Origin of the sequence: Anabaena sp. UHCC 0451, assembly GCF_034931405.1 — a bacterium.
Taxonomy (GTDB): Bacteria; Cyanobacteriota; Cyanobacteriia; order Cyanobacteriales; family Nostocaceae; genus RDYJ01.
In genome coordinates, this window is the sequence record NZ_JAYGHA010000035.1 from 20,550 (window position 1) to 46,311 (window position 25,762).

Sequence of the window (25,762 nt, forward strand, 5' to 3'; positions counted from 1 at the left end):
ATCAGCCGTCAACTATCACCTTTTTCCCAACTACTGACAGATGACAAATGGATGAACTAATTAATGCTGTTGCTCTGGCAGAAACACCAGAGCAAATGGTAACATCAGTGCAGAATCTGGCAGAAGCCAAAGATCCAGCCGCTATTCCCACCTTAATCGCTGTTTTTGGTTATAACAACCCAGCAGCGGCTGTAGTGGCAGTAGCCGCACTCACAGAATTGGGAGAAATAGCAGTACCTCAATTGCTAGAACAACTTGATGATTATAACTATGGCGCACGGGCTTATTCGATTCGCACTTTAGCAGCGATCGCCGATCCCCGTGCTTTAGATGTATTAATCACTACTGCTGCTACAGACTTTGCTCCTAGTGTTCGCCGTGCTGCGGCTAAAGGACTGGGAAACTTAAATTGGTCTAAATTAGGTTTTCCTGAAAGTCAAACAGCCATCAACCGCGCCTTAGATACACTGCTGTTGATATGCCAAGATACTGACTGGTCAATTCGTTATGCAGCCATTGTTGGTTTACAGGCTTTGGCAAAAATAGCGGAGGTTCGAGAAACCATCTTGACTCTCTTTCAAGAAATGCTGGCTAATGATGCCCAAAAGGCAGTCAGAGCAAGGATTATATTGGCTTCTACCAATTTGGGATTAAAGTAAAGGCAACATTGGGATTAAATCTCGATGGAGTCTATAAGGGCGCTTTGACTACGCCTTTAAGAGTCCGTTTTTGGGCTGCTTCAGAATCCCCGTGTCTTTAGACCGGGGAGTGTCAACCTCACTATCCCAACTGGATATCACAATCAATAGACCGCTTTATATACCATAAAACAAGGTAAAAGTAAAGATGTCAATACCACTGTTAGAATATTCTCCTTCTTCGCAAAATCAGCGTGTCGAAGGTTACGAAGTTCCCAACGAAGACACCCCAACCCTTTATAAACTGACCTCTGCTACCTCAGCTACAGATATTGATGCCATCATCTGGGCAGCATATCGGCAGATTTTCAGCGAACATCTGATTTTAACCAGCTATCGTCAAAACTTTTTAGAATCACAACTGCGGAACCGGGCAATTACTGTCCGTGATTTTATCCGTGGTTTAGGTAAATCAGAAGTTTTCCGTAGCCAAGTAGTAGATGTTAATTCCAATTACCGCTTAGTTGATATCATCCTCCAACGGTGTTTAGGAAGGGCAGCTTACAACAAAGACGAAGAAATTGCTTGGTCAATTGTCATTGCTACTAAAGGCGTACATGGCTTTATTGATGCCTTATTAGACTCTGACGAGTACCTAGAAAACTTTGGTGATGACATCGTACCTTACCAACGTCGCCGCTTTGGAAAACGTCCATTTAACTTAGTTAATCCCCGCTATAATTCCTACTGGCGCGATATCCAATCCGTGCGTTACATGGCTGGTCGCTCCTTCTACAGCATCCGCACTTCAGGAACTCTCACTACCGAAGATATCCGTCGGGCTATTCCGGCAAACTTCTTTACCATGGCAGGGAAAATTATCACCGAAGAACGCAACTACCAGCGGACAATTGCTTCTGTTACTTCTCAAGTAACAACTCTGGAGATTCCCGACACTTCCCGCGAAGTATCCGTAGAGGAAGTAACTATCAAACCCGTAGCAGTTTCCCTACCTTATAGTTACATACCGGGAATCGCCAAAAATTAGTCATTTGGAATAGGTGACAGGTGACAGGTGACAGGTGACAGTAAGAAGGCAAGAGTTTATTTTTACCAATTACCAATTACCAATTACCAATTACCCATTACCAATTACAACTTACAACTTACAAACATCCTGAAATATGGCAATACCTTTACTAGAGTACAAACCAAGTTCCCAAAATCAAAGGGTTTCTGGTTACGAAGTACCCAACGAAGACACCCCTAGAATTTACCGCATCGAAGACTATGGCTTTAGCGGTGAAATTGAAGAGTTAATTTGGGCGGCTTATCGTCAACTTTTTAGCGAACACGTGATCTTGAAATTCTACCGTCAAGGTAATCTAGAATCTCAAGTAAAAAACAAAGCCATCACTGTCCGCGACTTCATCCGGGGTTTAGCTAAATCTGAAGCTTTCCAAAGTTTGGTAATTAAAACTAATTCCAATTATCGCTTGGTAGAAATTGGACTCAAGCGGTTGTTAGGTCGTGCGCCTTACAACAAAGATGAAGAAATCGCTTGGTCAATCAAAATTGCTACCGCTGGCTGGGATGGCTTTGTTGATGCTTTGGTAGATTCCGAAGAATATCAAAGTAGCTTTGGTGAAAATATAGTTCCCTACCAACGCCGTCGTTACAAAGACAGACCCTTTAACTTGGTAACACCTCGTTATGCTGGCTACTGGCGCGACAAGCTAGAAGATGCACGCTACAAGCCCGGCAGTATCAGTGACTTCATGAAAATGGCTGCTTCTGTTAGTATCAGGACTGTTACTTACACACCAGTTAACACAGCTAACATTAGCATTCCCGATACTACTAGGGAAACTATAACCCCAGGTGTTCCTGTTTCTATCAGTCCTAGCGCCGGTTTTCCGGTACGCTAAATCTCTTAATTAGGTGTGTTACCTAATGCGGGAAAATAGTTAAAGTGCGAATTGGGAATTTGATTCATCAAACCTAATTCTGTTTTTAAACGAATTTATTCACAAGAGGAAAGACGCAGCATGGCACTGCCATTACTTCAATACAAACCAACCACTCAAAATAACCGTGTTAGCACCTTTGGAGTTGCTGACAAAAATGAAGATACACCTTATATCTATCGTACAGAAGATGTTAGTTCTTACACTGACATCCAAAGCATTATATGGGCATCTTATCGCCAAGTTTTCAGCGAACATGAAATTCTCAAGTTTAACCGTCAAGGTACTTTAGAATCTCAACTGAAAAATGGTTCTTTGTCTGTTAAAGACTTCATCCGTGGTTTAGCTAAGTCTGAGGCTTTCTATCGTTTAGTTGTTTCTGTTAACAACAACTACCGTTTGGTAGATATCACCCTCAAGCGCCTTTTGGGTCGTGCTGCTTACAACAAAGAAGAAGAAATCGCTTGGTCTATTGTTATTTGTAACAAAGGTTTTAGCGGTTTTGTTGATGCTTTGTTAGACGGCGAAGAATACAATCAAAGCTTTGGTGACAACACTGTACCCTACCAACGCAACCGCTTAGAAGGTCGTCCTCATAACTTGGTGACACCTCGTTATGGTGCAGACTTCCAAGAAACCGCAGGTACAGTCAGAACCGACTGGCGCTTTACTTTGGAAAACTTCTATACTGCTAAGGCTAAAACAAAGCGTTTAAAAGAAGGTGATCCTGGCAAGTATGCGGATATGGCTGAATCCCTATCTGGTAAGGGTAATTATGCCCAAAAGCTATCTGCATTAGATATTGATTACTTGAATGCAGTTCCTTATCGTAGTAGACGCTAAGATTGGTAATTCTTTGATTACTTAAATTTCCTACTGGGTCTGGTTTTTACTTTGATATGATAACGGGTTGGCGGTTTCTCTGTTAGCTAGTTATGATGTTAAGTGAAAACCAGACCCTTAGTGTAAGAAGGGAGGGAACAGGGAATAGGGAACAGTAAGAAAATGTTAAATTTTTACTTTTATAAGTATGAACCAAAGATTAACTCAAGAACAGTTAAATCAAATAATTGCGGAAGTTCAAGGTTTACAATTGCGTCAAGAATCGGAATTTGATAAACCACAGATTCAGCAAATTTTACAAGAATTAAATTTACCGCCAGAGTTATTAGATGAAGCTTTGATTCAATTACGTCGTCGTCAGGCTTTGGAAGTTCAACAACGTCGTAATAAATTGATTGCTTTTGGTGTGGGTGGGGCTATTATTATAGCTATTGTTGGAACTATACTTTTTAATCAACAACAAAGTTCTTTACTAGCTAATGTTTCTGCACAACAAGATAAAATTACTCTAGCTGATAATCGTCATCTGCAAACTATTTCTCGTCAATCTAATTCTGAACTTTTTTATCGTGTGACTTTAAAAGATGCACCGATAGGTAAAAAGTTATCTCTTGCTTGTAATTGGATTGACCCCAGTGGCCAAATTGTTAAGCAAAATAAGTATCAAACTCGTGAGGTGACAACTTCTATTTGGGATACTTTTTGCCGTTATCCTATTAATCCTACTGCACCTGTGGGTAATTGGAAGGTGGAAATGTTGCTGGAAGGTCGCAAAATTAGTGAGGAAACTTTTATAGTTCAGTAGTTATGTTTCCCTATGATTTTATCGGTTATTGGGGTGAGAAGAAGGAAGATTTTTTCACGCAGAGACGCAGAGGCGCAGAGAGAGGAGGTGAGGGGGAGAAGTTTGTTTGGAATGTTGTTTATTTGGGGTGTGAGTCTTTACCTGAAATAGCGGAAAATACGATTGTGACTATTTCTGCGTCAGGGTTTTCTGAACCTGATGTGTGGGTAAGGTTGGAAGATGATAAGTTGATTTTGGGTAGGGAAGCTTTTGGGAGAGTTCCTTTATTTTGGACTCAACAAAATCATGTAATTTGGTTTGCTTCTCGGTTACAATTACTTTTAGAAATGATTGAAAAACCGGAAGTTAGTATTTCTGGTTTATATGGTTATTCTTGTTTTTCTTATGTTCCTAATCCTTTAAATCCTGTTAATGAGGTGTTTTCTGTAGCTGCAGGAACTGAGGTTATTTTTAATTTGGATAATATTGGTTTTCCTGAAGTTAGAAAATTTTATCAATGGACTGAATCTCAGGAACAAATTAAAGATGAAAATATTGCAGTTTCTCAATTACAATCTTTACTAAAGAATGCGGTAGAAAAGCAAGTTGCTGATTTAAAAGATGAACCTGTGGGAGTTTTCCTTTCTGGGGGTTTAGATTCTTCCATTGTCGCTGCTTTGTTGGTACAGTCTGGGGTGAAGGTTCGCGCTTATTCTTTAGATTTTGGTCAGTTTGGTATTTCTGAATATCCTTATGCGGAACAAGTCGCGCAGTTTCTGAATATTCCTTTGGTCAAAGTTGATGCTAGTCCTAAGAATATTAAAAATGCAATTATTCCTACTGTTAAGGCTTTAGATTTACCTTTTGGTGATGGTGTAACTGTTCCTTTATATCTTTTAAATCAAGTTGCTTCTCAAGAAACAAAAGTTATTTTTAATGGTGAAGGTGGTGATCAATTATTTGCAGGTTGGACTAATAAACCTTTAATTGCTGCTGGTATTTATCAAAGTGAACATCCGAATAAAAAGGAAGATTTTATCTCACAATATCTGCGAACTTTTCACCGTCTTTGGGGTTATGAAAAACAGGTTTATCAGCCGGAAATTTATGCTCAAATTCGGGGTTTAAATGCCCAGGAATGGCTGTTGGATGCGTTAGATACTCGTTTTTGTCCTTCGTTGTTACATCGTCTGCGTCGTGCTAGTTTGATGTTAAAGGGAGCGCAAAATATTCATCCCCGTGCGACTGCTTTAAGTTTTGTGCATGGGTTAAATGTGCGATCGCCTTTTTGTGATTTAAACTTAGCAGAATGGACTTTTCAGCTATCTGGTGAACTCTGTTTACAGGGTGCTTGTGAAAAATATATACTGAAACGTGCTGTAGAAAATTGGCTACCATCAGAAATAGTTTGGAGACAAAAGCGAGGTATGGGTGTTCCCTTAACCTCTTGGTGTGTAAATGATTTTTGGCATGATATCGGTAATTGGTTAAATCCAGGTATACTAAAGGCAGAAAATATTTTTTACCCTGATATAGCATCACAAATTGTTACAGGTCAATTAGGAGGAAATATTCAAGGACGACGGATAGGTGAGATTCTTTGGTTACTTATTATGTGGGAACTGTGGTATTCTCACGTTTTTGGTGTCAAACTAGGTTCAAAGTCTTGGAATCATCCATTTTTATTACCTAATTGGTTATGGAAACATTACAAGAAACTCCAAAATTATTAACTCCATTTTCTCAGGAACTCGCTCAAGAATTATTACAAATTTACGGTTCTCCTTTATATGTTTATGATGGCGAAATTTTAAATCAAACTATTTCCCATATTACTAACTCTTTCCATTATCCTCTAACTCGGTTTTATTTTGCAAGTGTAACTAATGGTAATATTGCGTTATTGAAGATATTTAAAAATGCTGGTTGGGGACTTCATGCTAATACTCCAGGGGATATTTATTTGGGTTTAAATGCAGATTTTGAACCTGCGGAAATTGTGCATAGCGGTAGTAATTTAAGTCGGGAGGAGATGGAACTGGTTTTAAATTGGGGTGTGAAGACGCTGAATTTGGATAGTATTTCTCAGTTACGTTTATTGTGTGAAGTTTTATCATCTCATCCACAGGAAAAATTAAAGATTGGTTTAAGGTTGAATGTTTCTGAAGATAGTCGTATTGGTGTTAGTATAGCAGATTTTGATGAGGCGATCGCTATTGCTAAGGATGCAGATTTAAAGATTTCGGGTTTGCATTTTTATCGGGGTACGGGAACTAATGCGACTTCTGCTTTTACTGATGCTATTGATTGGGTTTTAGACATAGGACAAAATTTACCAGATTGGCAATATTTAGATTTTGGTGGTGGTTTTGGTTATCCATATCATCATCAAGGTGCTGCTTTTGATTGGGAATTGTTTGGAAATGAATTAAGTAATAGAATTAGCAATTTAGGGAAAAATATTAATTTGATTATTGAACCAGGACGCGCTGCTGTTGCTGGTTGTGGGACTTTGTTAGCTAAGGTTGTATCTGTAAAATGGCAAGGTGAAAAACAAGTTATTGGTGTAGATTCCACTGTTGCTAATATTTCTGTTCCTGCTGTACATGGAGGTTATCGAGAAATCGTAAGTTGGAAAAATTCAATTTCGGAAAATTACCTCAGTGATGTTTGTGGAAATACCACTTATTCACGGGATTATTTAGGTAAAAATTGCCAATTTCCAGCTTTAGAAATTGGTGATATTATCGCTATTTTAGATGTTGGTGCTTATGGTTATGCTATGTCTTCTCACTTTTTACATCGTCCTAAACCGGCAGAGGTTTTCTTGGAAAATGGTACACATCATTTAATTAGAAAACGAGAAGATTACAGCATTTTACTTAATAATCAAATAGTCTAAAAGCATAGATCCCCGACTTCTAAGATTAGTTATTCATTTAATGACAAGATTTAAACAAGAAGTCGGGGATCTTCAACACATTACCAATGACCAATTACCAATTACCAAAAAACTTATGAAATGTATCAACTGCGGAACTGATAACACCTTAAAAGACAGAACAGCAAATCAAGGAAGATGTAAACAATGTAATCATCCTTTTGCTTTTGAACCCACAACAATGGGAAAATTCCAGAAGATTACTGATTCTATGTTTGCTAAAATCATATCTGACCTTTCTGCTAATAACACTTTATTTTTCACTCCCAAACAACTACTTTATTTTTTAGATAATCGGTTAAAAAAGAAAGTTTCATCATCAATTTCTGTTTTCATTGGACTTTATATTTTCTTCAATATCTGGGTTACAGGATTTTTTGGAGGATTTTCAATACCAATATTATTAGTATTAAATGCTGTCCTTCCAATCAAATTACCAGAATATACGAGTTTTATTGTTGTTAATTTAATATTTCAATTAGTCACAATCTTCTATTTATTTAGAGAAACTAATTCTCCAACAATAAATCACAAAACTCGTCAAGCACTTGCGAGATTTTTACAACTTATCGGACTCTTTGTTATTATCGCTGGAATTATTATCAGTGTATCTATAGTTAATTCATTCACTCTGTTTGCTATTGCTGTTATCATAGGAATGATGTCAATATATTTAGGAACTAAACAAGTAGGGAAAGTTGGATTAGTTCAAGAATTTTTATTCTCTCAATCAGAGTTTCAACAATGGTTAACTCGATGGGAACAAATCAACGGTTCACTACAAAAAATTCTCCCCTCACCACGACAAGAACAAATTGCACCTGCATCTATTAACCCTGATGTGACAGCTTACAGTTTTGATAGGTTAGTTGTTTGTGATAGTCCTAACATTGCACAATTATTAATTTCTAACAACTTCCATTTTGAAAATAATTGTGCAGTTCTCAGTATTAATGGTTATCCTCAAAGCATTTTTGAGACAACAATGGAAATGCTGAGACGTAACCCCAATTTACAAGTTTTTGCTATTCATGATTGTAGTCCTAAAGGTGTGAGTTTAGTACATCGTCTCCGCACCAGTGAAAATTGGTTTATTAATAGTGATGTGACAATTATTGATGTGGGTTTATTACCTCGTCAAATTCTTGCTAATAAGCGAGGAATGTTTATACAAAATGCAGCTTCTTTAACTAAAAAATCGACAGAGTTACCTTTAGAAGTTCGTCAAACTCTATCTAATGAAGAATTAGCTTGGTTAGATGCTGGTAATTTTGTGGAGTTGGAATCTTTCACACCGCAAATGTTGATTAAAGTTCTCAGAAGTGGTATTTCTGGAAGTTTGAATTTAGAAAGTGATGATAGTAGTATGATTTTAATAGGTGATTCAGGAAATGATATTTATATGGTGGAAAGTTTTGGTTAACGGAAAATATTGACTAAGAATTTGCTTGTTGTTTTTTAATTGCGCGAGCAATTAATGGAGCTTTCTTTTCTAATCCTGTTAAAGTAATCTCACCATTAAGATACATCTGATACCATGCTTGACGCTGACGAAGCACTCGTTCATCGTCCTGTAAATGCAATCTTTGTAAAGTAAATTCAGCTTTTTCCAGTTTCTCTAGTGGTACTTTATCACTAACAACTAACTGGAGTGAAGGTAACAAAATTTCAAACCAGTCATCCTCAACTTCAAACGGATCAAGAACTTGGTTATCAAGAGTACCTTTACTACTATTAATCCAACCAGAAGCAAAACGGTAATTACTCCATTCATAAGCTAAATGACGATGATTTTCACAAGAGAGGAAATGTTCTACAGTTCCCACAGGTTCATACATGACACTATAACCACAAAGATTACCAAAACCATCAGCTAAATTACTTTTGAATTTTGACCAATAATCTATAGGTCTTTTTTTGGTATCTGTATTTTTTGCTAACCAATTATTACCTGGTTGTCGTGCTTTGATATCAAAATCTGCTGGTTCTGCTGGAGGATTAAACTTTAACATATTGACTATGAAGTTGATAACCTTGAATTTCTTTTTTCTGCTGTGACTATCCAGCGTGGCCAAAATGGGTCATGTCCTGGTAAAAGTCTTTGGAGTTCTTGATGTATTTGTGATTGTGTTCTTAAATGTTCAGGAAAAGTATAAGAGTCATCATCACGCATCCACGCTTCTGCTGCTTCAATAGCTGTTTCTGATTCTTGAGAACGCGCTTGTTTTAGTCCAAATATTTCTGAGGTTAACCATCCTACAGTATCTCCTTGTTTAGTCCAAAAAACTTCATTTAGTTCAACATCGTTTCCTTGCAGTTCAAATAGAAATAATTTATCTTGTTCTTCATCAAAAATAGGTTCTAATGAAGCCAAAACAAGGGGAGAATGAGTAGTAACTAAAGCTTGTATCGTGATATTCGGTTTTAACTGATTTACCACAGATAAAATAGATGGTAAAATGACTCTTTGCCAGCGAGGATGCAAATGAGACTCAATTTCATCAATTAATAAAACTATTTGATTCATTGGTTCTTGCTGCGTTAGTTCAGCAGCTTTTAGGTGTTCATACCAAGTCCATACTAATAAATAAGCAAGTCCCAAAATTCTCTTCATTCCTGCTGATGCTTGGGTAATGGGAATATTACCGTAAGGAAGATTAATAGTAGGAATATCTCTCACATCGTCTATAGATACTCGCGTTGGTTCTCCTATTTCTATCCATTCATCTGGATGTGGAGCAAGTTTTTTGATCACATTAGATAAAATTTGAAATGGTGATTTTTGTGGTTGATTTTGCCATGTCACCCAATCTTGAATTAGACCGTTACAAATAACTTTTCTTTTTAATTTTAAGCCATTCCAAAGAGTATCTGTAGTAAAATTATAAGCACTCTCACGACTACGAAGAGGGTCAAAAACTGAGAAAGTACCATCAACTCTAACAAAAATAACTACCTCGTTAAACTCAGTAGGTGATGGAACATTTGTCCATTGTTGTTCAGAAAAATTAAATCTACTTTCATAGTCTTGTACACCATCTTTAGCACTAATTTGGGATATAATTTCTGGAGGTTTTTCTGTATTTCTTTGTGGATATGCAGGTTGTTCTACCCAATTTCCGGTAATTACCCACCAAGCAACATCTAGTAAAAAACTTTTACCTAGTCCATTATCACCGGTAAAGATATTAAGTCTATCAGCAAATTCAACATCAAATTGAGAAGATGGTCCTACAGACCTTAAATGAAGTTCTTTTAGCATTTGACTACTTCTTTAATACGGATTTATTTACCTGCAACCAAATTTCTAAACTTACCAATAACCATAGTTTAACACCATATCTTCCCCAAATATCACCTTTAAATTCTAACCAGTTCCGCAATATATCCTGATTAATATAAGCTGAAATCTCACTATTTCTATTTAACAACAATTTCCGCGCTTCTTTTTGCCAATATTTCCTAAATCCTAATTGTACAGGAACCATCATTCCACTTTTAGGACGATGAATAATGGTATCTGGTAAAATATCACTCACTGCTTTTTTTAAAACTGCTTTTTCTTCCACTCCTGAAAGTTTATATTCTGGAGGAATTTGCATACTAAAATCAACTACTCGCTGATCAAATAAGGGTGATAAACCCTGTAAACCTGCTGCTTGGGTTAAGTTATTGACCTTTGTTAAAATCTGATCTGCACCTTTATATTTAATATTCAATGTCATTAATCTATTTAAATAATTAACGTCTGCATTTAAATCATCGTAAAATACAGAAGTTTCGTTTTTCAAACTTTGGTAAATTTCTGGTTTTAAAAGTTGTGGTAAATCTAATGCACACTTTTGAAAAGAAATTAAATAAGCTTGCAGAGAATCTTGATTATTGATAGAACCATATAAACTATTAATCAACATCGGTTGATTTTTGGGACCACCAAAACAAGGATCTCCACCTTCTCCATTTAAGGTAATTTCTACATTTTCTCGTGCTATTTTCCCTACTAATAAATTTGGTACTGTTAAAGGATCACCGATAGGATCATCTAAATATAACATCGTTTCTGGGAGACGTTCCCACATATCCCGAAATGTGATTTCTAAAATGTGGTGTTGAGTTTGACAATGTTGTGCAACCAAACTAGAAAACTCTAATTCATTGGGTGTTTCTGTACCAAAATGAATAGAATAAGTATGAACTGGTGCAGTATGCAATTTTGCTGCTAATGCTGTAATACTGCTAGAGTCTAAACCACCAGAAAGGAATACTCCCACAGGTTGATTTTTGGGTAAATATTCTTTGACAACTTGCTCAAGTAAACAGCGTAATTTTTGACTATACCATTCTAAAGGTTGATTTTTATCTGTAACTTGTTCTTTTAGTTGCCAATAATGATAAACTTTGTTTGATGGCATTTCTAGAAATGTGCCGGGACGCATTTCTCGGATATCTTGCCAAAGTGTTCTTTCCCCAGGAACAAATGCACAACAAAGATAATCTCGTAATGCTATTACATCTAAATCATGTGAGCGATAAGGTGCAAGGGTGGTTAATTTTGGAGCAATCCAGCGAGTTAAACCAGTGGTAGTGTAATATAAAGTCCGGCTACCTATAGCATCTCTGACTAAATATAATATTTGCTGTTCTCTATCCCAAACTACTAACCCAAACATTCCCACTAATAAGTTTAAAGATTCAGAGTTATATTTTTCCCAAAGTTGTGCAATTATTTGTTGATTACTAATATTATCATTAATATCAATTGCCAATTTTTGTAAGAGTTCTAAACGATTACTTAACCATATATCACCAACTACCACAAATCTTTTTGAAGGACTAAAGGCAAAATTTTCTGGTGCAGAAATAACTGCAAATTGCTCATCTTTCCAAATTAAATCTTCTGTTAAATTAGCTATTTTCCCACAAGCTACACACCAACTGGGAATCACTTTAACAGTTGAAATAGTAGATTGAGGATTTTTGAAAAGATTAAATAACATGGAAAAATAAAATATATTGAGATAAATTTGCAGTATTTTTCATGTATTGAGAACACAGTCCAATTACCAATCAGCAATTACCAGAAATGACAGATATGATAAGTGTTAAAACGGATATGATTAACACAATTTTAGTACCCCAAGGAGCAGAATACCAAGCCGTCTGTCGCGGTTTAAGTCGTGTTACTGGTTTTCAGTTACAGGTGATAGCTGTTCCTCTGGGTATGAAACCACTGTACCAATTCTTAGAAAAAAATTGCCAACATTTAAATCAACCAAATCAACGAGTGTTACTAATGGGTTTATGTGGCAGTTTAAATCAGCATTATAACGTTGGTGATATTGTCATCTATGAAGATTGTGTTTATCAAGGAAATTTACTTGAGTGCGATCGCAACCTGACAGAAAGTATACATCAACAGCTTGGGGATAAGGTATCTTTTGTCAAGGGATTAACGAGCGATCGCGTAATTTCTCTAGCCGCAGAAAAACGTAATTTACATCAACAATTTAGTGCTGATGTTGTCGATATGGAAGGATTCGCTACCCTAGAATTTTTCCAGCAACAAGGGGTATCAGTCGTCATGTTACGAGTCGTCAGTGATGATTCTCTCCATGATATACCTGACCTGACATCAGTCATCACTGCCGATGGTTCACTCCAACCTTTACCCCTAGTCTGGAAATTAATCAGTCAACCCCTCGCTGCTACTCGCTTGATTCGCGGTTCTTTACAGGGACTCAAAGTTTTAGAAAGGGTAGCTTATTGCTTAAAAACTACGAGCTATAGGACTCATATTTGAATTTTGAAAAAATCTAAGTATTTGTAGGGTGCGTCAGATATAACAAATCTGTTTATTGATAGAATTTATGCAGTCTGACGCACCCTACCTATCGTTTCATAAATCAAATATTATCCCTATAGATCCCCAACTTCTCAAGGAAGTTAGGGATTCTGATGATCACATCACTGAAAACTTAAATAGCTGCTTCTTTCCGTTGAGAATCAAAGAACATCTCGAAAGAACTATCAGGTACGATTTGACGCAAGTGCTGAATATAACCATCTGCATCTGAACGCTTACGGAATCTAGCAACAATCACACGCTGCTGATCTGCAACCACACGAGCTATAGCCCAACCATTCAGGCGATTTTTATAAGAAATTGCCTGATTTTCTGATTTGGTATCTTTGTAATCTGTGTTTTGTGGCATGATTATATTAACCGTATGAATTTGATTGGCGTTGGTGCTTCTCTTAGGGGGGATAGCACTAACGCCTTTTATTGATGATGCCACCTTGTTATTACATAATTCTTGGATTGTCAATACTTAGTGCAACAACTTTGTTTTTACTAGGCAATAAAACTTAGACTAATAGATTTTATAGAATAGTCACGATACACAAACCAAGTTCACCAAAACAGTGCTGAATGCTTTGTAAATAAAACAACAATTCCCGTTGTAAAATAGTTACATTGTACTTAAATAATAACTAGTCAACACATATAGCAATCCTCAATAATATGTGAGAAAATATGTTGCGTATTATCCCTTAACTCTCCCCAGAATACTATATGAAATTAATTACATCAATTTTAACAAACCTAGCCACAGAAATGGGTGCTACTATTTTAATAGAACCTGAATATGAATCAATTGGTCACATTACTTTTAAAACCGGAAAAATAACAGTTTTTGATAATAATAAACTCGATATTAATGGTTTTGGATCTGCATATTTAGCTAAGGATAAAGGCTTTGCTAATTATTTTTTGCAGCAACTGGGTTATAAAGCTACGGAAGGTAAAACATTTTTTAGTGAAAAAATTTGTGCAAAAATAGCCAACCCTAGAAATATCCATGATGGTTGGAATTATGCCCAGGAATTAGGATTACCTGTGATTGTGAAACCATTAAATCTAAGTTTAGGCATCTTGGTTACTAAAGTATTTGATAAATCTGCATACTATCAAGTAGCAGAAAAAATTCTTAATATTCATTCTGGATTAATAGTAGAAAGATTTTATAGCGGTAATGATTTTAGAATTTTAGCTTTAGATCATGAAATAATTGCTGCTTATCAAAGAATTCCATTATCTGTAACTGGTAATGGTAATTCTACGATTTTACAACTACTCCAAATCAAACGAGAACAATTAATAAAAACGCGGGGAAAAATATTAATTGACTTAGACGATTTTCGCATCACCCAAAAATTACACCAACAAAATCTGACTTGGGAAAGTGTAGTTGCTCAAGACACTTTAGTTTATCTTTTAGATAATGCGAATCTTTCTGCTGGAGGAGATTCAGTAGATTTTACTGCTACTATTCATCCTGATTTCCAGAAACTAGCAATTAATATTACTAAAGATATGGGTTTGAGATTAGCTGGTATAGATATCCTTACCACTGATATTACTCAACCACTGGTAGATTATACTCTCCTGGAAATTAATGCTTCTCCTGGTTTAGTTCATTATGCTTCCCTTGGTGACATCCAAACTCAGAAAGTAGAAAATTTATATCGCAAAATTTTGCAAACCTTAGAACAAGCATAAATTGTAGCTAAGAAGTCAGGAGTCAGTGCTTAGAGCGTCGATTCAGTAAGGCTAGATAATCTGTTTTTCCCTTGTAGGGGTGAAGCATTTGGGTGATAACCTATCGCTGAAACCATTGATATTCTGTCCGAATGCTGATGCTTCCAGTCCCGTCAGGGATACACCCTTACGATTAATGAATTGGTGTTTTAGGAATTATGACTCCTGACATTTAATTTACCAATTTTTACCTAACAGAGATTCAAATTCCGCCTGTAAAGCTTTGATATCTGCCACTCTAGCTACTAATAAATTATCTCTTCCGGCATCTTTTAACCTGGTTTTCCAATATTGAATACCCTCTGCATTATTCAACCAAAACTCAACTACAGTCTCTATCACTTGATCTAAATTCCAACCTCCATTTGCTGGAAATGCTTCCACAGATTCCAGAAACGCATCTAGTGTACAAGTATCAGTTCCCAAATATTCAATTTGTTGCGGTTGTGATTGTTCTAAACTGTGCTGTTGGTGATTGAAAAAATACAAAACTGGAGATACTCCTACAATATCAAAAGTATATTTCATTCCAGTCCTCCAAATCAGTTGTTAGTAGAAAAATGCAGGAAGAACAAGGCTTGACGAGTTTTTAAGCGCCAGCCCTGGCTATGGCTAACAGAAATCAAATGGCAGCAATACAGTATTTCTATATATTCCAATATAACTGCAAAAATTGAGAATTACTACCTCAATCACAGGTTTTTTAAATTATGCAAAATTTCTTCAAGATTTAGCACTTGTTGACTGAGAGTGCTAATTTGGTCAACCTTCTACAAATTACGAATTAAAAAATAAGTTGTCACCGTACCTCTACCCTTAACTTGAATTTCGCCCCGTTTTTCTAATTCATAATCATTTTTGATGTGCAAATAAGTTGTTTCGGAAACTTGAATTTTACCGACAATCCCGTGAGATTCCATCCGACTAGCTAGATTAACCGCATCACCCCACAAATCATAACTAAATTTTTTCAAACCAATTACCCCAGCAACTACAGAACCAGTATTAATACCAATTCTGAGTTGAAAAGATTGGCCTGTTGCTGTTTTAAATTGAGAAATATTTTTTTGCATATCCAGCGCCATTTGTGCAACTGCGATCGCATGATCTGATCGCGGAGTAGGTAAACCTCCCACTACCATATAAGCATCACCAATAGTCTTGATTTTTTCTAAACCATAAAATTCTGCTAACCTATCAAAACTAGAAAAAATCTGATTAAGTGAATTAACTAATTCTATGGGGGATATTTGAGCAGCTAAACTAGTAAAATTAACAAGATCAGCAAACAAAATTGTGACTTCATCAAATCGGTTAGCAATCGGACTTTGTTCCTGTTTCAATTGTTGGGCTATCTCTGCGGGTAAAATATTCAGCAGCAAGCGTTCAGACTTTTCTTGTTCATCTCTTAAACAAGCTTCGATTTTTTGGCGATCGCTAATCTCTTTTCGCACCCTTTGAAACATTTGTTTAAAAGCCTCAATCACCTCACCCATCTCATCCTCACGTTTGATAGATAAAGTAGAAAAAGGTGGATCATCCCGATCCTCACTAATAGCTTCACCCGCAGCTACCAAATCATCTCGCAACAATAAAATCGGCCTAATTACTGTTATTCCCAAAGTTAACATCGTAGTCAGAGTCACAAAAACTGATATGACTAAAACTAGTCCAGCAATCCTAACTGAAAAAGCATATAATTCCCCTGGTACAGAAGAAGAGTCATGACGTACAATCAGAATATACGTTCTCTGCTGTTTGGGAATAAACCAAGCAACATCGTAGCGGTTTCTATCCTGACTTCTAAACCGAAAAATATCAGCTTTCCCCAAATTAGTATAGGAAATATCTGGTTGCTCACCAAATTTTTCCACCAATTTTCCATTAGCTTGGTAAAGCACTCCTCCCAGAATCACAGACTCAGGTTTGAGTTTTTTAGTAATCATGCTCAACATTACTCCAGGATCTTCTCCTTGCTCAATTTTGTAAACGAGCGAAGAAAAAACTTCATTAGAAACATTTTCCAGCTTTGATAACAGTTCATCTTCCCGTCGAAAGTAAGACGGTATTAAAATTGCTATTTCGACAACGACAATGCTGCTAAATACCCAAGTGACAATATACCTAGATAACTTGGCTTGAAACAGCTGTATCCATATTTGGAAATGGTTTAACATCCAGCTTCATGCTCCATAAAAATTATACCATTCTTTGTAAGTATAATCTTAGCTCTAATGTTCAGTAGAGACGTTTCGCCAGAACGTCTCTCTCGTAGTCAAAATGTTCCTAAAATATTACCAACTACGGGCAATACAAAGTATCCCGTGTATCCCTACCAGTAACAGGATTAGTACCTTTGGCCAACTTGCACAGTTTAACTTGCTCATCCCGACGCAGCAGCGCATCAGTAAAATCTGCGCCGTCAATTATAGCACCATCAAATCTAGCACTAGCAGCAAACGCACCTTCTAAAACTGCATTCGTTAAATTTGCTTTAATCAGACGCGCAGAATCCAAGGTAGCATTAGTAAGATCAGCCCCTGTCAAGTTTGCTGACTCTAGGTTAGCAGCAAAAAAGCTCACACCACGCAAGTTAGCACCACTGAAATTACTCTGACGCAGATTAGCCTTAGTAAAACTGGAGTCTGTTAAATCACGTCCAGAAAAATCAGCTTCAATCAAAATTTCTTTGTTGTATTCTAGCGCCAAAGCCGTTGATGCTAGACCGACTAATGCTGTCATGGGGATGATAGCCCAAAGTAGTAAACTGAGTATGAGCGAGAAAAATCGACATTTAATATTCATGATATTTTTTGAGTATTTTAACTTACCTTTGGGGGTAAAATCCCCGTTGCAAAACGTAATTCTAAATTCTAAATTCTAAATTCTGCATTCTGTTAATCATGCCTAAACCTCCTGCATCTAATTATGCTGATATTGGGAACTTAGGAGAAGACCTAGTATCCCAATGGTTAGAATATACGGGTTGGGAAATTCTGCACCGTCGCTTTTCTTGTCGCTGGGGAGAAATTGATATTATTGCCCAGTATCACGACAAAAAAGACGCAGCAACCGAAAAAACCGCCAATTATCAAAACTCAATACTGGCATTTGTAGAGGTAAAAACCCGCAGTGCTGGTAGTTGGGATGCAGGGGGAAGATATGCCATCACCCCACAAAAACAAGCTAAACTCTATAGCACGGCTGAATTTTTTTTAGCACAGTATCCTGAAAAAGCCGATTATCCTTGTCGCTTTGATGTGGCTATTGTCTTCTCTCAACGTTTGTCAAAACAGTTTGAGAGGTCGATATTTACCCCAAAATCACCACCTAGTTTATCAATAGCTGGTTATAATTTGAAGCTGCTTGAATACATTCCAGCAGCTTTTGATAATTGATAATTGATAATTGGTAATTGAGTTATAGCGTTTCCCAGTTCCCAGTCCCTTGTTTTCAAGCTAAAGTTTCTGGACAATAGCCCAAACCTCGAACAAATTGTTGCCGGAATGCTTCGATTTCTTCTTTTTCAGAACTACCATGAGATACAATAGCTACTTGGTAGCGGCGCATCACATCCACGGGATATTGTCCAGCCTCCAAGCTCCAAAGTGCCATTTGTACTCTCATAGGTGGCTCGTAACTAATTCCTAATTCATTGAAGAAAGCACGCAAATCACCATCTTCTTGGGCGGAAATCGGCTCTCTAAGCTTAATTCTCACTACCCAACCATCAATTTGATGAATTACGGTGATGAAGGAAACAGGAGTTTGGGGTCTGTTGTGCAAGTGTTGAACAATTCTCAGTGTCAGGCTGGCATTTGCCAGATAATATAAATATTCCATGATGGTGTTTGGGAGCAAATCCAATCCTACTTCTATATTTTCGTGAATAAAGTACAGTTCCCGGTAGGGTAAAAGCACCCGTCTTTATATGGGGAGATTTACCCAATTTTGGGGATTGGGGATTGGGGATTGGGGATTGGCAACAGTAGGATTATATTAGAACTCACTCCATAACTCATCCAGGACTTACGCAGAACATAACGAAAGTAGGGGTAATTCATGAATTACCCCTACCCAAGAATCATGGTTTTAGTCCCATCTTGCATAAGTCCAATCATCAACCGCTTACCATACAGTAGGCGGTTTTGTTTTTTTGTATAAATAAATCAGATATGTAAAGCTTTTGTAAAAAAAAAGCACAAATATAATCTTGGGGATACACTGATACATGGTTGAATTTAGAATACAAAAATTAGGACTTAGACAATGAAAATATCTCAGATTCTGCCCTTAGTTGTTGGTAGTGCTGCTGCTGGTATCCTGGCTAGTATTTCTCCAGCACAAGCTTTGGTGTTTAATATCGGTGGAACTAACTATGATGTGACAACAGTCACAGGGAGTTCGCTGAGTTTAAGTCCTCTGTTAACATCTCAGGTGTGGTGGGGAAATTCTAGTTTAGCTTCGTCATTTGCTGGAACGGTCGGTAGTGCGTTGGGTTCTCCTAATATTAGTGGCGCTGGGGGACCTTTTTTCTTCTATGACGTTTCGGTATTGCCATTTTCGGCATGGTTTGATACTACCACAAGCAGTGTGCAAAATGGTATCCAAGGAGCAGGATCGACCTATGCAATTGCTACCCAATCCACCCCTGTCCCCTTCGATATACCCGGAGGCGCAACTATCCCCACAGTCGGCTCTTTACTAGCCTTGGGTGCAATGAGAAAAGTTAAAAAACGTCTAGCAGCAAAAACCCTCGTTGTTAACCCTGTAGAAACGGTAGTTTAATAACTGTCAGAATCAGGATGTCCAGGATTAGAGGATTTACAGGATTGTTTATGAGGATGCGTTAAATAGTAAACATCTGTTGATATGTTGATGTAGTCTGACATAGCTTACAACTAAAATCCTGACACCTACAAAAAACCCATCCTGTAAATCCTTAAATCCTTAAATCCTGATTCAGACAAAGAAAATCACCAACTCCCCACTTTAAACACTTATTCCAATTTTTGACTTTTGACTTTTGACTTCCCAAAGGGTGTCCTGGATATCCTGATTCTGATAAAAGCGCGAAAAGAGAGTATTGGGGGGTTGACAACGGATTTTAGATTTGTTATCATAAGTTTGATAAGGAAGAATTATCTTAAAATAAGCATAAATAATCAGGTAGGGGTTTAGCATTGCTAAACCCTTATTTATGGTATTTAAGAAACATGGAAAATTAACGATTTCCAACCCATATAGGTGTTTTTTTTGCTTTGTATATGCGGTTTCTAACCAACCTTTTAAGGAAATGTCCAACTTAGAGATACAAAATATTGATTTAGACCGTTCATTATCTGGGTATGATTATGAACTTCCACCAGAATTAATTGCCCAAAATCCGGCTGTTCCTAGAGATAGTTCACGTTTATTAGTGGTCAATTTTCCCCATACAGGTCAGGAAACACCAGCCCTAGACCACATTTTTCGGGATTTGTGTGACATCCTCAAACCTGGGGATTTATTGGTGATGAATAACACAAAAGTCATTCCAGCTAGGTTGTATGGTCGCAAGTCAACAGGTGCTGAAGTGGAAGTGTTGCTGTTGGAAGAAAGACAGCATAATTGTTGGTTGGCTTTGGTGAAGCCTGGAAAGCACTTTAAGATAGGAACTCAGATTATTTTTGATAATGAAAAATTAGCACCTGGTAATAAATTGATGGCTACAGTTGTGGATAGGGATGAAGCAACTGGAGGGAGGTTGTTAAAGTTTGATATACCAGAACATAAGTCTTTAGTGCAGGTGTTGGAGAAGTTTGGAGAAATACCTTTACCTCCTTATATTAATGCTTCAACTGCGGCTGATGAACAATATCAAACTGTATATGCTCAACAAACTGGAGCGATCGCCGCACCAACAGCCGGGTTACACTTTACACCAGAACTTTTACAAAAATTGTGCGATCGCGGTATTAATCAAGCTTTTTTGACACTGCACGTCGGTGTTGGTACTTTTCGCCCGGTGGAAGTAGAAGATGTCACCATTCACCAAATGCACGCAGAATGGATTGAGGTAAGTGAAGCTACAGTAGAACAAATTCGTGCTACCAAAGCCGATGGAGGGCGGATTATTGCCGTTGGGACTACAGTAGTCCGGGCTTTGGAAGGTGCGGCGCAATCTGGGGATTTACAACCTTATGTGGGTAAGGTAAATTTATTTATTTATCCTGGTTATCAATGGCAGGTAGTAGAGGGTTTAATTACTAATTTTCACCTACCCAGGTCTAGTTTGATGATGCTGGTAAGCGCATTGATTGGTAGACAACGTTTATTAAAGATTTACCAACAAGCGATCGCATCTCAATATCGGTTCTATTCCTTTGGTGATGCCATGCTCATTTTACCCGAAGCAACTATCAGGGAGCAGGGAGTGGGGGTTAGTAACGGAAAATTGAACTAATTACAAATTAAATTTAAATTGTGAATTTTTGATGTAGTTATGGGTACTCTGGTGTTGTGAGGATATGAACGATAAATACAGGGCTGCTCTTATGTCTAATAAACGGCAATCTAACCAGTGTTTACACAGTCAATTTAAAGCATTAAAAGTAGTATTTGGCAAAAGTTCTATACAGAGATTAGGACTTATATTTGCGTCTTCAACATTTTTATTGTTGGCTTTACCGACACTTATTGATTTACCTGATAGTAAGCTGTTGGCGCAAAATGTGGTTTCTCAAGATTTGGATGCAGCTATGTTGTACCAAATGGGAGTTACACGCTATAACCGCAAAGACTTACAAGGTGCAGAATTAGCCTTTCGTCAAGCTTTGCAGCGAGATCCTAATATTGGGTTAGCACGGAATTATTTAGGTAATATTTTGATGGAGCAAAATCGCCTAGATTTAGCTGTACAAGAATATGGAGAAGCGGTAAGACTGATTCCCAATTTTGGCGAAGCTTATTACAATTTGGGGTTAGCTTTGCAAAAACAGGGACAAAAAGAAGCGGCAATTACTGCTTATCGCCAAGCGTTGGTAGTCAATCCGACAATGGCGGCTGCTCACTATAATTTAGGTTTGTTACTGTATGAGCAAGAACAGCGCCCGGAAGCGATCGCTGCTTATCAACAAGCCATTAATTTAGATAGTAGTAATGTTAATGCTTTCTTGAATTTAGCGATCGCTCTTCAACAAGAAGGTCAAACAGAACAAGCAATTTCTAACTATCGTCAGGTCTTAAAACTTGATCCTCAAAATACTGTAGCCTACAATAATTTAGGCACTTTATTAGTTATTCAAGGTCAAACATCAGAAGCTATTACAGTTTACCAACAAGCTATTCGCCAGAATCCTAAAAATGCTTTAGCTTACTATAACTTAGGAGTGACTTTATATAATCAAGGCAATCTCAAAGAAGCTAATCAAGCATTGAAACGCGCTCGTAAAGAGTACGGTGAACAAGGAAATACTGAGAAATCTGCAAAAATTGATGAGATGACACAGAAAATTACTCAGTCTTTAGAACCCAAAAAACCTGAAGTTAATCAAACAACAACTCCCACTACTAACGGTGATGTAATATTACCACCACCTGAGCAAGCAGCACCAGTTAATCCTACTGATGCACCTGACACTTTTAAGCTGGAACTATAACAAGTTGCTCAGTTATCAATTATCAATTATCAGCGGTAATTGGTAATTCAATTTTGGATTTTGGATTTTGGATTTTGTTAACTCCAATCTAAAATCTAAAATCTAAAATTTTTCTTCCCAGTCCCCAGTCCCCAGTCCCCAGTCCCCAGTCTTCAAATTGGTAAACGATTAATATCTTTATTACAGCCAATAACTACCATTGCTGAACCACGTTCTAAACGCTTACTGGGATCAGGATTAATCTTAAATTTGCCATCCTGACTAACTGCTAACAAATTTAAACCATAACGATTCCGCAGTTGAATTTCCGCAACAGTTTTACCGTGAAATTCATCCGGGACAATTACCTCAACAATACTGTTATCTGGATCGAGGTCAAATCGATCTAAAATTGATGGTTTAGTCAGTGTCCTTGCTAAAGCACAACCAGCTTCATATTCTGGAAAAACTACATGATCTGCTCCCACTCTTTTTAACAACTTGCGGTGAACTTCACTAGAAGCTTTAGCAACTACATGAGGTACACCAGCTTCTTTGACATTGAGAGTGGTAATAATACTTTCTTGAATGTAATTACCAATCGCTACAATTACTGTATCAAATTCAAAAATTCCGGCTTCTTTGAGTGCAGCAGGTTCAGTGGAATCTAGTTGTACTGCATGACTCACAATTTCATCAGTTAATGCTTCAGAAACTAGCTTTTCATCAACATCTGTAGCTAGAACTTGATAACCCAAATTATGCAGTGTGGAACAAACAGAACGACCAAAACGACCTAAGCCTATTACAGCAAATTGATGGTTATCATGGCGTAAACTACGAAAAAACTTTAATGATGAAAGATTCATAATTTGTCATTAGTTATTAGTTATTAGTTATTAGTCATTAGTTATTAGTCGTTAGTCGTTAGCCGTTAGCCGTTGGGTTATGAACCTCCCTATCTTCCCAGTCCCCAGTCCCCAGTCCCCAGTCCCTAGTCCCTAGTTAACCAACAAGTAAATTTTCTTCAGGATAGTGAACTCTGCTAGGACGAGGATCGCCTAACATAGCTGACATTAATAATAAAACACCGACCCTACCAATGTACATTGTGACAATTAAAATTAGTTTTGCAGATGTGGAAACAGTACCAGTAATACCTGTCGATAAACCAACTGTAGCAAAAGCTGATACTACCTCAAACAGAATTTGAATAAACTCTAATTTAGGGTCTGTGAGACTAATTAAAATTGTCGCTCCAATCACTGTGGCCAAAGAACCAAAAACTACACCTACAGCCTTTAAAATCAGTGATATTGCTATCTTACGATCATACAATAAAACTTCCTCTTTCCCTTGGAGTATTGCTCTTGTACAACTAGTAAGGACTCTTAAAGTTGTAGTTTTTATACCTCCCCCTGTACCACCTGGACTGGCACCAATAAACATTAAGGCAATGGTGATAAATAAACCAGCATCAGTCATTTGCCCAATATCAATGGTATTAAATCCAGCAGTTCTAGGAGTTACTGATTGAAACCAAGCTGATAGTAATTGGTTGGTAAAACTCAAATCACCAAATGTCTGAGGATTTCTGATTTCTATACATAAAAAGGCAATTGTTCCCAATACTAAAAGTATTAAAGTTGTACTGGTTGCCACTTTAAAATCAAGAGAAAATACTATGGCATTGGGTTTTTTCAAAAATCTATCGCGCAACCAAAGGTATATATCTAAAATTACCTGATAACCAATGCCTCCAAAAATAATCAAGCCTGTGATGGTAAAAACTACTAAGCCAGAAGTTTGATAGCCTATTAAATTATCTTTAAAAAGACTAAAACCTGCATTATTCCAAGCATTAACACTATGAAATATTGCTAACCAAAGTCCTTGAGACCAACCATAATCAGGAACAAAAGCTGGCAATAATAAAAATATTCCCGTGATTTCAAAAATCAAAGTTGTGGCAATAATTGAACTAATAATTTGGGTACTACCACTCATTCCTGGTCGGTCTAAAGCTTGTTGAATTGCTATTTTTTGCCGCAAATCAAATCTCCGTCCAATTAACAAAATCAAAAAAGTGGTAGTTGTCATATAACCTAAACCACCAATTTGAGCTAATAATGTGATAAATAATTGACCCCAAAAGGAGAAAAAAGTACCAGGATCAACTACTGATAACCCTGTCACACAAACTGCGGAAGTTGACGTAAAAAATGCTACAATTGGGTCATTCCACATACCATTGCTAGTTGAGAAAGGCATCATTAACAGGATTGTTCCTACCAGGATAACAGCCATAAATCCCAAGCAGATTGTTCGAGCAACAGTCATAAGTAATTCAGAATTTTCCTATAAAAGCAAAATCGCCTTATCTAATTAAATACACAGATGGTAGCCTAGCAATATGTTTTTTTTAATTTGGCTTTGTCTTCATCTGGTGGATTCATGAGTACAACACTTTATCAGCAAATTCAAGAATTTTACGATGCTTCCTCTGGTTTGTGGGAAGAAATTTGGGGAGAACACATGCACCACGGCTATTATGGTGCAGATGGTAAGCAGCAAAAAGACCGTCGTCAAGCACAAATTGATTTAATTGAAGAATTGCTGAAATGGTCAAAAGTCAAGGATGCAGAGAATATCCTCGATGTCGGTTGTGGGATTGGTGGCAGTTCTTTATACTTAGCCCAAAAGTTTAATGCTAAATCAACGGGGATTACACTCAGTCCTGTACAAGCCACTAGAGCTACGCAAAGAGCCTTGGAGGCTAATTTGAGTACCAGAAGTCAGTTTCTGGTAGCAAATGCTCAAGAAATGCCTTTTGCTGATAATTCTTTTGACTTGGTGTGGTCGCTAGAAAGTGGTGAACATATGCCAGATAAAACTAAGTTTCTGCAAGAGTGTTACCGGGTGTTAAAGCCTGGTGGTACTTTGATTATGGTAACTTGGTGTCATCGACCTACGGATAAGTCACCATTGACAGCGGATGAACAAAAGCATTTACAGGATATCTATCGGGTCTATTGTTTACCTTATGTGATTTCCTTACCGGAGTATGAAGCGATCGCTCATCAATTACCATTAAACAATATTCGCACCGCTGATTGGTCAACTGCTGTCGCGCCTTTCTGGAATATTGTCATTGACTCGGCTTTCACTCCCCAAGCATTTTTGGGGTTACTGTTTTCGGGCTGGAGTACAATTCAAGGGGCGCTTTCTTTGGGGCTGATGCGTCGCGGTTATGAACGGGGCTTAATTCGCTTTGGTTTGTTGTGTGGACAGAAATAATTGATAATTGATAATTGATAATTTGTCAAAAGCCTATGGATTTATCCGTAGGTTCAATCCAAAATCTAAAATC

General features: G+C 37.3%; 25 protein-coding genes. 15 read left to right on the forward strand and 10 right to left on the reverse strand.

The features are described 5' to 3' along the window. Positions 1–47: 47 nt before the first annotated feature. The 8 genes from VB694_RS21145 to VB694_RS21180 all read left to right on the forward strand — a co-directional run bounded on the left by VB694_RS21145 (position 48) and on the right by VB694_RS21180 (position 8,596). Entirely contained in the window at positions 48–659 is a 612-nt protein-coding gene (locus VB694_RS21145) for a HEAT repeat domain-containing protein (RefSeq protein WP_323362303.1), read from the forward strand. Positions 660–846: 187 nt separating this feature from the next. Beyond that, complete coding sequence (locus tag VB694_RS21150) at positions 847–1,686, forward strand: phycobilisome rod-core linker polypeptide (RefSeq protein ID WP_323362304.1); 840 nt, start codon at positions 847–849, stop codon at positions 1,684–1,686. 136 nt (positions 1,687–1,822) lie between these two features. Next, positions 1,823–2,566, forward strand: coding sequence for a phycobilisome rod-core linker polypeptide (locus VB694_RS21155; protein ID WP_323362305.1), 744 nt, complete (start codon positions 1,823–1,825; stop codon positions 2,564–2,566). Between the two features lie 120 nt (positions 2,567–2,686). Then, the gene (locus VB694_RS21160) at positions 2,687–3,448 is read left to right on the forward strand and encodes a phycobilisome rod-core linker polypeptide (RefSeq protein ID WP_323362306.1); all 762 of its coding nucleotides are present in this window, start codon (positions 2,687–2,689) and stop codon (positions 3,446–3,448) included. A 187-nt stretch (positions 3,449–3,635) separates the two neighbouring features. Then, entirely contained in the window at positions 3,636–4,253 is a 618-nt protein-coding gene (locus VB694_RS21165; protein WP_323362307.1) for a DUF3859 domain-containing protein, read from the forward strand. A 2-nt stretch (positions 4,254–4,255) separates the two neighbouring features. Further along, positions 4,256–5,965 carry an asparagine synthetase B family protein gene (locus VB694_RS21170; protein ID WP_323362308.1) on the forward strand — a complete coding sequence of 570 codons (1,710 nt, stop codon included), beginning with the start codon at positions 4,256–4,258 and terminating at the stop codon, positions 5,963–5,965. Then, positions 5,932–7,134, forward strand: a complete 1,203-nt coding sequence (locus VB694_RS21175; protein ID WP_323362309.1) for a decarboxylase — start codon at positions 5,932–5,934, stop codon at positions 7,132–7,134. The genes VB694_RS21170 and VB694_RS21175 overlap by 34 nt, the downstream gene beginning before the upstream one ends. Positions 7,135–7,174: 40 nt before the next feature. Further along, on the forward strand, positions 7,175–8,596 hold the full coding sequence (locus VB694_RS21180) for a hypothetical protein (RefSeq protein ID WP_323362310.1): 1,422 nt from the start codon (positions 7,175–7,177) through the stop codon (positions 8,594–8,596). Between the two features lie 13 nt (positions 8,597–8,609). Here the strand turns inward: VB694_RS21180 and VB694_RS21185 are convergent, their stop codons facing one another. From VB694_RS21185 to VB694_RS21195, 3 genes are read right to left on the reverse strand one after another with little or no spacing between them, the layout of a single operon-like run. Next, positions 8,610–9,185, reverse strand: a complete 576-nt coding sequence (locus tag VB694_RS21185; protein ID WP_323362311.1) for a hypothetical protein — start codon at positions 9,183–9,185, stop codon at positions 8,610–8,612. A 5-nt stretch (positions 9,186–9,190) separates the two neighbouring features. Continuing rightward, a complete protein-coding gene (locus VB694_RS21190) occupies positions 9,191–10,435 on the reverse strand; it encodes an ATP-binding protein (RefSeq protein ID WP_323362312.1) in 1,245 nt (414 codons plus the stop codon). Between the two features lie 4 nt (positions 10,436–10,439). Continuing rightward, the gene (locus VB694_RS21195) at positions 10,440–12,170 is read right to left on the reverse strand and encodes an asparagine synthetase B family protein (RefSeq protein WP_323362313.1); all 1,731 of its coding nucleotides are present in this window, start codon (positions 12,168–12,170) and stop codon (positions 10,440–10,442) included. 95 nt (positions 12,171–12,265) lie between these two features. Here VB694_RS21195 and VB694_RS21200 point away from each other — a divergent pair, with 95 nt between their 5' ends. Further along, complete coding sequence (locus VB694_RS21200) at positions 12,266–12,973, forward strand: phosphorylase (RefSeq protein WP_323362314.1); 708 nt, start codon at positions 12,266–12,268, stop codon at positions 12,971–12,973. Between the two features lie 175 nt (positions 12,974–13,148). On the opposite strand, the gene VB694_RS21205 is transcribed toward VB694_RS21200, so the two are convergent. Next, a complete protein-coding gene (locus VB694_RS21205) occupies positions 13,149–13,385 on the reverse strand; it encodes a hypothetical protein (protein WP_323362315.1) in 237 nt (78 codons plus the stop codon). A gap of 362 nt (positions 13,386–13,747) precedes the next feature. On the opposite strand from VB694_RS21205, the gene VB694_RS21210 reads away from it, so the two are divergent. Continuing rightward, complete coding sequence (locus tag VB694_RS21210; protein ID WP_323362316.1) at positions 13,748–14,734, forward strand: cyanophycin synthetase; 987 nt, start codon at positions 13,748–13,750, stop codon at positions 14,732–14,734. A 216-nt stretch (positions 14,735–14,950) separates the two neighbouring features. On the opposite strand, the gene VB694_RS21215 is transcribed toward VB694_RS21210, so the two are convergent. The 3 genes from VB694_RS21215 to VB694_RS21225 form a co-directional block, all read right to left on the reverse strand. Beyond that, positions 14,951–15,301, reverse strand: a complete 351-nt coding sequence (locus VB694_RS21215; RefSeq protein ID WP_323362317.1) for a hypothetical protein — start codon at positions 15,299–15,301, stop codon at positions 14,951–14,953. Positions 15,302–15,543: 242 nt separating this feature from the next. Beyond that, positions 15,544–16,950 (reverse strand): adenylate/guanylate cyclase domain-containing protein, encoded by a 1,407-nt coding sequence (locus VB694_RS21220; RefSeq protein ID WP_323362318.1) that lies wholly within the window; start codon positions 16,948–16,950, stop codon positions 15,544–15,546. A 124-nt stretch (positions 16,951–17,074) separates the two neighbouring features. After that, positions 17,075–17,578, reverse strand: a complete 504-nt coding sequence (locus tag VB694_RS21225) for a pentapeptide repeat-containing protein (protein ID WP_323362319.1) — start codon at positions 17,576–17,578, stop codon at positions 17,075–17,077. 98 nt (positions 17,579–17,676) lie between these two features. Here VB694_RS21225 and VB694_RS21230 point away from each other — a divergent pair, with 98 nt between their 5' ends. Next, positions 17,677–18,171 carry a YraN family protein gene (locus tag VB694_RS21230; protein ID WP_323362320.1) on the forward strand — a complete coding sequence of 165 codons (495 nt, stop codon included), beginning with the start codon at positions 17,677–17,679 and terminating at the stop codon, positions 18,169–18,171. Between the two features lie 55 nt (positions 18,172–18,226). Here VB694_RS21230 and VB694_RS21235 read toward each other — a convergent pair whose 3' ends face one another. After that, entirely contained in the window at positions 18,227–18,616 is a 390-nt protein-coding gene (locus VB694_RS21235; RefSeq protein ID WP_323362321.1) for a hypothetical protein, read from the reverse strand. Between the two features lie 426 nt (positions 18,617–19,042). Here VB694_RS21235 and VB694_RS21240 point away from each other — a divergent pair, with 426 nt between their 5' ends. The 3 genes from VB694_RS21240 to VB694_RS21250 all read left to right on the forward strand — a co-directional run bounded on the left by VB694_RS21240 (position 19,043) and on the right by VB694_RS21250 (position 22,413). Next, entirely contained in the window at positions 19,043–19,561 is a 519-nt protein-coding gene (locus VB694_RS21240) for a hypothetical protein (protein WP_323362322.1), read from the forward strand. A 508-nt stretch (positions 19,562–20,069) separates the two neighbouring features. Beyond that, the gene (gene queA / locus VB694_RS21245) at positions 20,070–21,218 is read left to right on the forward strand and encodes a tRNA preQ1(34) S-adenosylmethionine ribosyltransferase-isomerase QueA (RefSeq protein WP_323362323.1); all 1,149 of its coding nucleotides are present in this window, start codon (positions 20,070–20,072) and stop codon (positions 21,216–21,218) included. A 91-nt stretch (positions 21,219–21,309) separates the two neighbouring features. Further along, on the forward strand, positions 21,310–22,413 hold the full coding sequence (locus VB694_RS21250) for a tetratricopeptide repeat protein (protein WP_323362324.1): 1,104 nt from the start codon (positions 21,310–21,312) through the stop codon (positions 22,411–22,413). 152 nt (positions 22,414–22,565) lie between these two features. Here VB694_RS21250 and VB694_RS21255 read toward each other — a convergent pair whose 3' ends face one another. Together VB694_RS21255 and VB694_RS21260 are read right to left on the reverse strand one after the other, a co-directional pair. Beyond that, a complete protein-coding gene (locus VB694_RS21255) occupies positions 22,566–23,261 on the reverse strand; it encodes a TrkA family potassium uptake protein (protein WP_323362325.1) in 696 nt (231 codons plus the stop codon). A 136-nt stretch (positions 23,262–23,397) separates the two neighbouring features. Next, positions 23,398–24,732, reverse strand: a complete 1,335-nt coding sequence (locus VB694_RS21260; RefSeq protein ID WP_323362326.1) for a TrkH family potassium uptake protein — start codon at positions 24,730–24,732, stop codon at positions 23,398–23,400. 114 nt (positions 24,733–24,846) lie between these two features. Between VB694_RS21260 and VB694_RS21265 the strand changes: the two genes are divergently transcribed. Beyond that, positions 24,847–25,689 (forward strand): methyltransferase domain-containing protein, encoded by an 843-nt coding sequence (locus tag VB694_RS21265; RefSeq protein WP_323362327.1) that lies wholly within the window; start codon positions 24,847–24,849, stop codon positions 25,687–25,689. The last annotated feature ends 73 nt before the right edge of the window (positions 25,690–25,762 follow it).